Origin of the sequence: Sphingopyxis sp. (assembly GCF_036402335.1) — a bacterium.
Lineage (GTDB): Bacteria > Pseudomonadota > Alphaproteobacteria > Sphingomonadales > Sphingomonadaceae > Sphingopyxis.
Window position 1 is genome coordinate 1 of sequence record NZ_DASWTD010000047.1, and the last position, 9,909, is coordinate 9,909.

Genomic DNA, 9,909 nt, shown 5'->3' on the forward strand with positions numbered 1-9,909 from the left:
AAGAGCGCCGGCGCAGCGGCACAGTCGGCAAGGGTGAAGCCATAGGGCGTCGCCCAGCCGTCGCCGGCCAGTTCCCCGTCGAGCCAGCCATAGACGGTTTCGAGCTTCGCCTTCGCCTGGTCGACGATCAGCTGCACATGATTTTCAGGGCCGCGGATCGCATCCGCCACCACCTCCTGCATCCGCCCCATCACATGATTGTCGAACACCCGGTCGAGCACGCGCACCCGCAGCGCCGCGTCGAAGTCCTCGGGAATCAGCTGCGGTTCGGGTACCAGATGGTCGAGATATTCGATGATGATCGACGATTCGAAATGGGGCACGCCGTCGTGGACGAGCAGCGGGAATTGCCCGACCGGCCAATGCGCCTTCAGTTCGGGGCCGTGCTCGGGAAATGCCGGATCGACCGAGCGATAGTCGAATTCGATCCCTTTCTCGTACAGCGCGATCAGCACCTTCCATGTGTAGGAAGAAAAAGGGTGGCCATAATAGATCAGCATGTCAGCCTTTCCGGGTCAGCCACGCGAGCGGCAGACCGACAAAGAAGATATGGGGAAAGAGCGCGATCGCACCCTTGACGAGGTCAGCGGGCGGGAAGGGCAATCCGAAGCGCAGCGGCAGCACGATCCCGTTCATGACATAATAGAGGGCAAGGCCATAGATCGTGCCCGCGAGCCACCACGGGCTGCTGAGCGCGGGCCAGCGCCGTGCCGCCCAGAACCAGAAGGCGACCATCGCGCCCATGATCGCATAATGCGTCGCAAGTCCCACGATGTCGCCGCCGATGCCCCACGAGCGTGCCGCGTCGCCGAACGGCCCGCTCGCCACGGCATGCAGCATGCTGGAGACGGTGCCGCCCTGCACCACGCTCGATATCGCCGCATAGACGATGTCGAGCGTGCCGCAGAGCAGCCATGCGAAGAGCGCCGGGCTACGCCGCATCGACGGTTTCGCCCCTGATTGCGGCCTCGATCGCCGCGATGTCGATCTTTTTCATCGTCATCATCGCGTCGAACGCGCGCTTGGCGGCCGCCTTGTCGGGCATCGTCATCACGTCGGTCAGGACGCGCGGGGTGATCTGCCACGACAGGCCCCATTTGTCCCTGCACCAGCCGCACATGCTTTCCTCGCCGCCGTTGCCGACGATCGCGTTCCACAGCCGGTCGGTTTCCTCCTGCGTGTCGGTATGGACCTGGAACGAAAAGGCTTCGCTATGCTTGAACGTCGGGCCGCCGTTGAGGCCGATGCAGGAGATGCCGAGCACCGTGAAGTCCACGGTCAGCACATCGCCTTCCTTGCCGCTCGGATTGTCGCCGGGCGCCCGGTGAGTGGCGCCGACCTTGCTGTCGGGAAAGGTCGCCGCATAGAAATTCGCCGCCTCTTCGGCATCCTTGTCGTACCAGAGGCACAGCGTCACGGGATTCTTGCTCATGTCGTCTCTCCTTTGACGGGGCAGCCGATCGACCATGTATGGCCGAACGGATCCTTGATCTGGGCATAGCGGTCGCCCCAGAACATGTTGTCGAGCGGCATCACGACGCTCGCGCCCGCCGCGACCGCGCGCTCGAACCATGCGTCGGCGTCGTCGACCTGCAGGTGCAGCGTCACCCCGTCGGGAGGGCCGCTTTCATTCTCGACATATTCGGGAAATTCGTCGTGCAGCATCAGCGACGCGCCGTTGACCGTCAGATGCGCATGCATCAATCGCACGCCGTCGTCGGCGGGCATGCGCATATTCTCGGTCGCGCCGAACGCCCTGATATAGAAATCGATCGCCTCGCTCGCGCGCCTGTCGGCGATCGCCAGATGCGGGGTCAGTCCCGTCGTCGGACCCTGATTGTCCATTGTCACTCTCCTCCGGTTACTTGCGCGGGCCGACGAAGCCGACCGGCGCGCCCTGCGGGTCGATTGCGTTCATTGCATATTCGCCGCCGGGGATTTCCATCGGTTCGCTGGTGATCGTGCCGCCGTTCGCGGCCACCGTTTCGCGCGCGCGGTCGATATCGTCGACGCCGATATAGAAATTCCACACCGGCACCGGATAGCCTTCCATCAACGGCATCACCGCGCCGATCATCACGTCGCCGCGCTGGATGAAGCGGTACGCGCCGATCGGACCCATATCCATCTCGCCTTCCTGCCCCCAGCCGAAATGCTTTTTGTAAAAGGCGATGGCGGCGTCGGGGTCGCTGGTCGCAAGTTCGTTCCAGCGCACGCGCTGCGCCTCGGTCACCGAAAAGACGTCGCTTTCCATGCCCTCGCTGCCTTCGGGCGGCTTGGGGGCCATGACATAGAAGGGTGCGCCCTGCGGATCGGCGACCATCGCGATGCGCCCGACCGGGATGTCCATCGGCGGCATCTGGACCGCGCCGCCGTCGGCCTTGATCGCCGCGACCGCCGCATCGACGTCGGCGACATGCAGATAGCCGATCCACAGCGGCCGCGCGCCGCCCGCGAGCATGTCGGCATTCAGCGCCAACACCCCGCCGGCATTGCCGCCGTCGCTGCGTCCGATCATGCGATAATCGACATCGCCCGCGGCGGGGTCGCGGTCGGCGGCGATCGTCCAGCCCACCACCGCGCCGTAAAAGGCCGCGGCGCCCGCGGGGTCGTTCGTCATCAGCTCGTACCAGATGAAATTGGATGGCTTGGTCATCGTCTCTCTCCTCGCTGCTTCGGTTCAATAGGTCAGGCTGGGGAAGAAATCGCCGCGCCCCTTGGGCGTCATGTCGAGAAAGGCCCATAATGGATCGACCAGGTCGCCGGCGCGGTGATGCTGGCCGGGATCTTCGGGCGCATAGGCCATCTCGCTCGCCCAGACGTGGCGGATGCCATCGCTGTCCTTGTGAAAGACGTTGAAGATCGTCTCGTCCCAATTCTCGCCGCGTTTCAGGCCATGCTCGGCGCGCTTGGCGTCGGTCAGCCGGCGCGTGTCGCCGAAATAATCGGCCGAATAGCGCCCGTCGACGTCGGACAGGAAGACAAGGTGGGGCCAGCGCCGGTGCTTTGCCCACGCCTCCAGCCGCGCAATCGGCGACTTGGCGACGACGTAGAAGGGGGCGCGCTGTCCGAGGTGCCGCGCGCTGCCGTCGATCGCGTCGAGCATGTGGGTACAGCCGTTGCACGGCTCGTCGCGCCCCGCCCCGAACATGTAGCTTTGCAGGATGATGCTCGGCTTGCCCGCGAACAGGGCGGACAGCGTCACGCGTTCGGGCCGCTGGTACGCGCCGATCCATTCGAAGCTGTAGTCCTCGGGCATCGCGCCGCCGGGCGGCAGCGCACGGCGCTGCGCAGCGACCGCCTCGATCTGGCGCCGCAGCGCGATCTCGGCATCGAGCAGTTCGATCCGCGCGCGGCGATATTCGGCGCTTTCATTGGGGAAGGACAGATGTTCCATCTCGGTTCCTTTCGTCTGCCCCCCTCAGGTGCGGTGTAACCGCAGCGGCTTCGTATTTTTGCGCGCAATCAGCCCGCGGGCCTCGAGGTCGAGCTGGACCCCCTTCAGCCACCATCCGGCCTTCGCGCCGCCGGGAAACAGATGGTCGGGCAGCAGGGGCAGCACGCGCGCCTTGATCTCGGCAACCGTCAGCCCCGGTTCGACCTCGGGCACCGCCGCGAGCAGCGCGTCCTTCATCGCGTCATATTTCGCCTTCTCGACGCGCACGACATGGCCGGGGCTTACGATGTTGAGCATCTCGACGCGCTCGATGGCTTTGCTCACCGCGCATATCCTTTCGTTGCTTCGATTGGCGGGGCGCGAAAGCCCATCGCGATCCACGCCGTCAGCAGCCGCCACATGAATTTGCCCGAGGGGGTCCGGTAATTGGGGATGTCATCGGGCAGCTCGACGTTCTCGGGGCGATCGCCCACGATCGTCCGCATCTCGGCCGCCGGCCGTTCCGCCTCGGGGATACGCCCCGAATAGACGCTCAGCCAGTGCCCCTTGGTGAATTCGAGCGCGACCGGCGAATTGCAGCATCGCGCGACGAAGCGCCGCGTCGGCGAATCGGGGTTCAGCCGGTGCTCGTCCAGCCGGTCCGATCCCGACAGCCAGGTCAGCCGGTCCTTGCGCATCAGCACATAGGGCGTTCCGCCGTCGCTGCCGACCACGGCCGGCGCTCCGGGAAGCGCCTCGAAGCCCCGGCCCGCCCGCTGGCAGCTATGGCAATAGCAGGTCGCCGCGACGATCGGCTTGCCGGTCAGTTCGAGCGTCACCGCGCCGCACTGGCACGAGGCGGTGCGGTGTCGCATCTGGTTGGCCTCGGCCATTGAAGCTCTCCCGTCCGTCATCCCGGCGAAGACCGGGATGACGACTAAGTTGATTTATGCCTCGACGATCGGCTCGAAGCCGCCGTAGATCATGCGCGCACCGTCGAACGGGTTGTTGTCGGGATCATGCTTCATCCGCTCGTCGGACATCATCTTTTCCCAGCCCTTGGTGCGTGTTTCCTTGTCGGGCCATTCGACCCAGCTGTAGACAACGGTCTCGCCTTCCTTCTTGTGCGCGGCGCGGGCGTAGTCGGTGACCTTGCCGTCGGGGACGTCGTCGCCCCACGCCTCGACGACGCGCGTCGCGCCATAGTCGCGGAACACCTGCGAGGCTTTTTCGGCCATTGCGCGATAGGCTTCCTTGTTGCCGTCGGGGACGGGCAGGATGTAGCCGTCGGCATAGCCGGTCTTGCCGGCCGCGCGGTCGTCGACGATCGAATCGAAGCCGCCGATGATCATGCGCTTGCCGTCGAACGGCATCTCGCCGCCCATCGCCGCCATGCGCGGATCGCTCATCATCTTTTCGTTCGCGGCGTCGCGCGTCGCCCGGTCGGGATATTCGAACCAGCTGAACACGACGGTCTCGTCGTCTTTCGCCTGCACGGCGCCCTTGAAATCATTGACCTTGCCGTCGGGGACGTCGTCGCCCCAGCATTCGACCATGCGCGCGACGCCGAATTCCTTGAACAGATGGGCCGCGTCGGCGGCATGCTTGCGATACGCTTCCTTGTTGGCGGTCGGCACCGCGACCACAAATCCTTCTACATAGGTCATCTTGTCTCTCCTTGGGGGGTGGGAGGGGTTTCAGGCGGCGGGCGGTCCCGCTTCTTCGCTGAAGGCGGCCAGCTGCGCGTCCATCGCGCGCTGGAAGGCGGGGCGGGCGAGGCAGCGGTCGAGATAGGCCTGCAACCGCGGCTGCTCGGCGATGAGGCCGGCCTCGACGGCTTCGCGCAGCACCGTCGCCATCGCGATGTCGGCGACGCTGAATTCGCCCGTCAGATAGTCTTTGTCGCCGATCGCGTCGTTCAGGCGGCCGAGCCGGCCCTGGATGAATTCGATCAGGCTCGGACGGCGCAGCTTCGCCCATTCCTCTTCGGTCGAAAAAATGTCGACATTGCCGAGTTCGAACAGCATCGGCTCGACGCTGTTATACGCGGCGAACAGCCACGCGAGCGTGTTCGCGCGCTGCTGCGGATCGCGGGGCATCAGCCGCGCATCCTTTTCGGCGAGGTGGAGCAGGATCGCGCCGCTTTCGAACAGGCGGATGCCGCCGTCGTTGAGCACCGGGACCTGCCCCCATGGCTGGAACAGGAAATGGTCGGCGGGTCGGTTGATCGCACTGATCAGATGCTCTGAATAATCGAGGCCGATTTCCTCGCACGCCCAGCGCGGGCGCAGGTCGCGGACATAGCCGCGCGCGAAATCGGGGACCCAGTCGAAGGCGGTGACCTCGAGTTTGCTGTCGGGGTTTACGGGCATGGTGGTTTCCTCTCCTTGTCTTTTTACGGGGGTCAAAAGGACGGTGGCGGGGGTGCCTTGTCGTCGAGAAAGGGCGCGACCATCGCGGTGATCGCGGGGGCTTCACCCATGATCCCGATGTGCGAGGTCGCGGGCAGGATCGCGAGCCGCGCCTTGGGCGCTTCGGTCATGAAGCCCTGCAAGATCGTGGGCAGGTCATAACCGCCGCGCAATTTGAACAGCGCGATCGTATGTTCCAGCGTGGTGCCGTCGTTATCGCCGGTGACGACCATCGTCTTGCCTTTGATCGCGCGGATCTGGTCTTCGGGCCAAGCGAAATCGGTGGCGTCCAGCGCCTTGATCTCGGCCACCAGCGTCGGAAACGCGTCGGGCGTCGGCGACATCTTCTTGTACCCACTCTCGATCGGCGAACCCGCGAAGATTTCGGGAGTCAGGCTTGCGATGCTTTTGATCAGTTCGGGCGGCATCCCGTCGAGCCGGTAGGCGCCCGAAATGATGACCTGCTTGCCGATCCGCCCGGGTTGGAGCATCGCGAGGCGCAGCGCGGTCGCGGCGCCCATCGAATAACCGAGCACATCGGCCTTTTCGACCTTCAGCGCCGCGAGTACCCCGGCCGCGTCATTGGCCATCTGGTCATAGCTCAGCCCGCCCGGCGCGTCGCCGGTGCGGCCGTGGCCGCGCGCATCGATCGCGATCACCGGCCGCGTCGCGGCGAGGGGCGCGATCAGCGGTGCCATCGCATCGCCCGACATGAAGGCGCCGTGCAGCACCAGCAATGGCGTGCGGCCCGCGCCGAGGTCGCCATGGACCTGATAATAGATGCGCGCGCCGTCGACATCGGCATAGCCGGTCCTGGCGGCAGCCGCGGCCGCGACCGGCGCCGGTGTCTGGGCATGGAGCGGCCGGGGTGCTGCGGTCAGCGACGTCGCCGCCGCAAGCAATGCCAGCACGATCGCCGAACCGGGCGCGCGGCGAAAGGAGGAGGGGAAACCGGGAAGATATGGCATGGGAATCTATCCTCTTGTTGTCTGACGGAGCCTAGGTCCGTTTGCCTTTGAAATAGGCGACGATCGACATCGCGTGGCCGTGGCCGAGTTCGAAATCGCGCTTGAGCCAGTCGATGATCGCGCCGGGTTTGACGCCCGGGGCAAGCCCGCTGTCGTCGGCGAGGCCCTTTTTGATCGCGATGGCTTTCAGCGCTTCCGCCGACTTGCCGGTCTTGGTTTCGACATTGTCGAGATAGGCCCGGAAGCTCATCGTCCCGCTCCTTTCGGTGGACGGCGACCCGGGCAAGCGCGAAGCGGGTGAACGTCACCACGCTGCGGCCCAAAGCTCGGGGCGCCGCCCGGTTTTGCGTCAGGCGGTGACTTCGGCCGCGGCGTCGGTCGGAATCGCGGTCGGGTCCATCCACATCACTTCCCAGATATGACCATCGGGATCCTCGAAGCTGCGGCCGTACATGAAGCCGAAATCCTGTGTCGGGGTGGGGTCGGCCTTGCCGCCGGCCTTGACCGCCTTGTCGACCTGTCCGTCGACTGCGTCGCGGCTGTCGGCCGACACGCAGATCAGCACCTGCGCCGTCGTGTGGGCGTCGGGGATCGTCTTCGACGTGAAGGTCGCCCATTTTTCATGCGTCAGCAGCATGACGTGGATCGACCCTTCCTCGACCACCATGCAGGCGGCGGTGTCGTCGGTGAAGGCGGGGTTGTTCGCCGCGCCGACCGCTTCGTAAAAGGCCTTCGACTTGTCGAGGTCGGCGACCGGCAGGTTCACGAAAATCATCTGGGGCATCTCTTCTCTCCTTGGGGGTGTTGGTCGTTCAAGTCAGCGCGCGGTGCGCGGCCGCAATTACCGTCGCATCATGTCGCGCCTCCGCTGTCGAACAGCATCCGGACATAACGCTTCAAATGGGTGACGGTGCCGCGCGCAATCGCCGGGTCGTTCGTCGTTTTGGCCAGGACGAAGGCGCCCTGCAGCACCGACTGGACATGCTGGGCCAGGCCGATCGCGGTGATGTCCTCGGGCACGCCGTAAATATCCATTGCGGCCTGGATGTCGGGCGACAGCGCCTGGCAATAGGCATTGATGCTCGCCTCGCATGCCGCGCGGATGCGGTCGCTCGTCGCATAGGCTTCCTGCACCATCGTGCCGACGAAGCAGGTATAATCCTCGGTCGGGCCGTCGAGCATCGACAGGCGGAAATCGATATGGCCGAGCAATCGGTCGAGCGGGTCTTCGAGCCGGACGTGCGGGGCGAGCTCGAACATCGGTCGCGCGCGCTCGGTCCAGCCCTCGGCCGCCGCAACCGCCAGCTCTTCCTTCGATGCGAAGTGATGGAAGAAGGCGCCCTTGGTCACCCCCGCCGCCGCGCAGATCTGGTCGACGGTCGTCGCCGAATAACCCTGTTTGCGCACCGTGGCATGCGCCGCGGCGATCAGCCGGGCACGTGCGCTGCCCCGCGGCGCGCGTTCGCCGGGGGTGCCGCCGCCCGCCTGGGGGACGGCGCGGGCGGCGGCGGCGGGGATCGAAGGTGGCTGATTCGTCGTCATGCGAATCGGCATACCGACTAGTTGGTATGTTGTCAAATCGCACATTGACCCGACGCTCCGCGGCACTTTCGGCAACATCCGAAAAGACTCGACCTTCCCGCCGCTTGGCGTATGAAGACGCGGGGAACAAACAGGGCACATCATGTGCCGCCGGGGGAATATGGTCGCGATCGTCTCTACCGTCGCCTATCTCGGGCTCGACGCGCGCGGGGTGGAGGTGCAGTGCCAGATCGCCGCGGGCGTCCCGGCCTTCGCAGTGGTCGGCCTGCCCGATAAGGCAGTGGGCGAAAGCCGCGAACGCGTCCGCGCCGCGCTGTCGGCGATCGGCCTCGCGCTCCCGCCGAAGCGGATCACGGTCAACCTCTCGCCCGCCGACCTGCCCAAGGAGGGGTCGCACTACGACCTCCCGATCGCGCTCGCGCTGCTCGGCGCGATGGGCGTCGTCGATCCCGAGACGCTGGGCGCCTATGTCGTTGTCGGCGAACTCGGCCTCGACGGCCGCGTCGCGCCGTCGCCGGGCGTGCTGCTCGCGGCGATCCATGCCGGCAGCCAGGAACGCGGGCTCGTGTGCCCGGTTGCGCAGGGGCCCGAGGCGGCGTGGGCGGGCAATGTCGAAGTGCTCGCCGCGCCCGACCTCCTCTCGCTGCTCAATCATTTCAAGGGCAGGGCGCTGCTCGCGCCGCCGGTGCCGGGCGAGGTCGAGATACCGCCGCGCACCGTCGATCTCGCGCAGGTGAAGGGGCAGGAGACCGCGAAGCGCGCGCTCGAAATCGCCGCCGCGGGCGGGCACAACCTGTTGATGGCGGGGCCGCCCGGCGCGGGAAAGTCGCTGATGGCGGCATGCCTTCCCGGCATCCTGCCCGATCTCGATCCCTCGGAAGCGCTCGAAGTCTCGATGATCGCGTCGGTCGCGGGGCAGCTCGAAGGCGGCCGCCTCGTCCGGGCACGGCCGTTCCGCAGTCCGCACCATTCGGCCTCGATGCCTGCGCTCGTCGGCGGGGGTTTGCGCGTCCGGCCGGGCGAGGTTAGCCTCGCGCATCTGGGCGTCCTGTTCCTCGACGAGCTTCCCGAATTCCAGCGCGGCGTTCTCGACTCGCTGCGCCAGCCGCTCGAGACCGGCGAGGTCAGCGTCGCGCGCGCCAACGCGCACGTCACCTTCCCGGCGCGGGTCCAGCTGGTCGCGGCGATGAACCCGTGCCGCTGCGGCCATCTCGGCGATCCGGCGCTCGCGTGCAGCCGCGCGCCGCGCTGCGCCGCCGATTATCAGGCGAAACTGTCGGGGCCTTTGCTCGACCGTATCGATCTGCATGTCGAGGTGCAGGCGGTGAGCGCCGCCGATCTCGTCCTGCCGCCGCCCGCCGAAGGCAGCACCGAGGTTGCGGCGCGCGTCGCGGCGTCGCGGGCGGTACAGACTATGCGCTATGCCGGACACAAGGCGCGCATCAATGCCGAGATCGACGGCGAGCTGCTCGAAGCTGTCGCAACCCCCGACGACGCCGGACGCAAGCTGCTGGCGCAAGCCGCCGAAGCGATGCGATTGTCGGCGCGCGGCTACACGCGGATATTGCGGGTCGCCCGGACGATCGCCGATCTGGCGGGAGCACCCGACGTC

Annotated in this window: 15 protein-coding genes and 1 pseudogene; 1 reads left to right on the forward strand and 15 read right to left on the reverse strand. The window is 66.3% G+C overall.

Annotation, left to right across the window (positions count from 1 at the left end):
• The 15 genes and pseudogenes from VGD20_RS01245 to VGD20_RS01315 form a co-directional block, all read right to left on the reverse strand.
• Positions 1-500 (reverse strand): glutathione S-transferase family protein (locus VGD20_RS01245; RefSeq protein WP_331132712.1); only part of this gene is annotated, 500 nt, incomplete at its 3' end.
• 1 nt (position 501) lies between these two features.
• Positions 502-942 carry a hypothetical protein gene (locus tag VGD20_RS01250; protein ID WP_331132713.1) on the reverse strand — a complete coding sequence of 147 codons (441 nt, stop codon included), beginning with the start codon at positions 940-942 and terminating at the stop codon, positions 502-504.
• Positions 932-1,432, reverse strand: coding sequence for a VOC family protein (locus tag VGD20_RS01255; protein WP_331132714.1), 501 nt, complete (start codon positions 1,430-1,432; stop codon positions 932-934). The genes VGD20_RS01250 and VGD20_RS01255 overlap by 11 nt, the downstream gene beginning before the upstream one ends.
• Positions 1,429-1,845, reverse strand: a complete 417-nt coding sequence (locus tag VGD20_RS01260; RefSeq protein ID WP_331132715.1) for a VOC family protein — start codon at positions 1,843-1,845, stop codon at positions 1,429-1,431. Before VGD20_RS01260 ends, VGD20_RS01255 begins: the two co-directional genes overlap by 4 nt.
• Positions 1,846-1,861: 16 nt before the next feature.
• Positions 1,862-2,656 (reverse strand): VOC family protein, encoded by a 795-nt coding sequence (locus VGD20_RS01265; protein WP_331132716.1) that lies wholly within the window; start codon positions 2,654-2,656, stop codon positions 1,862-1,864.
• Between the two features lie 24 nt (positions 2,657-2,680).
• Positions 2,681-3,397 (reverse strand): DUF899 family protein, encoded by a 717-nt coding sequence (locus tag VGD20_RS01270; RefSeq protein WP_331132717.1) that lies wholly within the window; start codon positions 3,395-3,397, stop codon positions 2,681-2,683.
• 24 nt (positions 3,398-3,421) lie between these two features.
• Entirely contained in the window at positions 3,422-3,721 is a 300-nt protein-coding gene (locus VGD20_RS01275; RefSeq protein ID WP_331132718.1) for a DUF6958 family protein, read from the reverse strand.
• Positions 3,718-4,269, reverse strand: coding sequence for a hypothetical protein (locus tag VGD20_RS01280; protein WP_331132719.1), 552 nt, complete (start codon positions 4,267-4,269; stop codon positions 3,718-3,720). Before VGD20_RS01280 ends, VGD20_RS01275 begins: the two co-directional genes overlap by 4 nt.
• Positions 4,270-4,323: 54 nt before the next feature.
• The gene (locus VGD20_RS01285) at positions 4,324-4,728 is read right to left on the reverse strand and encodes a DUF1428 domain-containing protein (protein WP_331132725.1); all 405 of its coding nucleotides are present in this window, start codon (positions 4,726-4,728) and stop codon (positions 4,324-4,326) included.
• A gap of 18 nt (positions 4,729-4,746) precedes the next feature.
• Positions 4,747-5,043: pseudogene (locus VGD20_RS01290) on the reverse strand (DUF1428 domain-containing protein); the annotation flags it as partial.
• Between the two features lie 30 nt (positions 5,044-5,073).
• Entirely contained in the window at positions 5,074-5,748 is a 675-nt protein-coding gene (locus VGD20_RS01295; protein WP_331132720.1) for a glutathione S-transferase family protein, read from the reverse strand.
• Between the two features lie 32 nt (positions 5,749-5,780).
• The gene (locus VGD20_RS01300; RefSeq protein ID WP_331132721.1) at positions 5,781-6,755 is read right to left on the reverse strand and encodes an alpha/beta fold hydrolase; all 975 of its coding nucleotides are present in this window, start codon (positions 6,753-6,755) and stop codon (positions 5,781-5,783) included.
• A gap of 31 nt (positions 6,756-6,786) precedes the next feature.
• Complete coding sequence (locus VGD20_RS01305; RefSeq protein ID WP_331132722.1) at positions 6,787-7,005, reverse strand: DUF4287 domain-containing protein; 219 nt, start codon at positions 7,003-7,005, stop codon at positions 6,787-6,789.
• 99 nt (positions 7,006-7,104) lie between these two features.
• Positions 7,105-7,539: a VOC family protein gene (locus VGD20_RS01310; protein WP_331132723.1), complete on the reverse strand. Its 435-nt coding sequence runs from the start codon at positions 7,537-7,539 to the stop codon at positions 7,105-7,107.
• A 68-nt stretch (positions 7,540-7,607) separates the two neighbouring features.
• A complete protein-coding gene (locus tag VGD20_RS01315) occupies positions 7,608-8,297 on the reverse strand; it encodes a TetR/AcrR family transcriptional regulator (RefSeq protein ID WP_331132724.1) in 690 nt (229 codons plus the stop codon).
• 160 nt (positions 8,298-8,457) lie between these two features.
• Here VGD20_RS01315 and VGD20_RS01320 point away from each other — a divergent pair.
• Positions 8,458-9,909: YifB family Mg chelatase-like AAA ATPase (locus VGD20_RS01320; protein ID WP_331132726.1), on the forward strand; the 1,452-nt coding region annotated here is incomplete at its 3' end.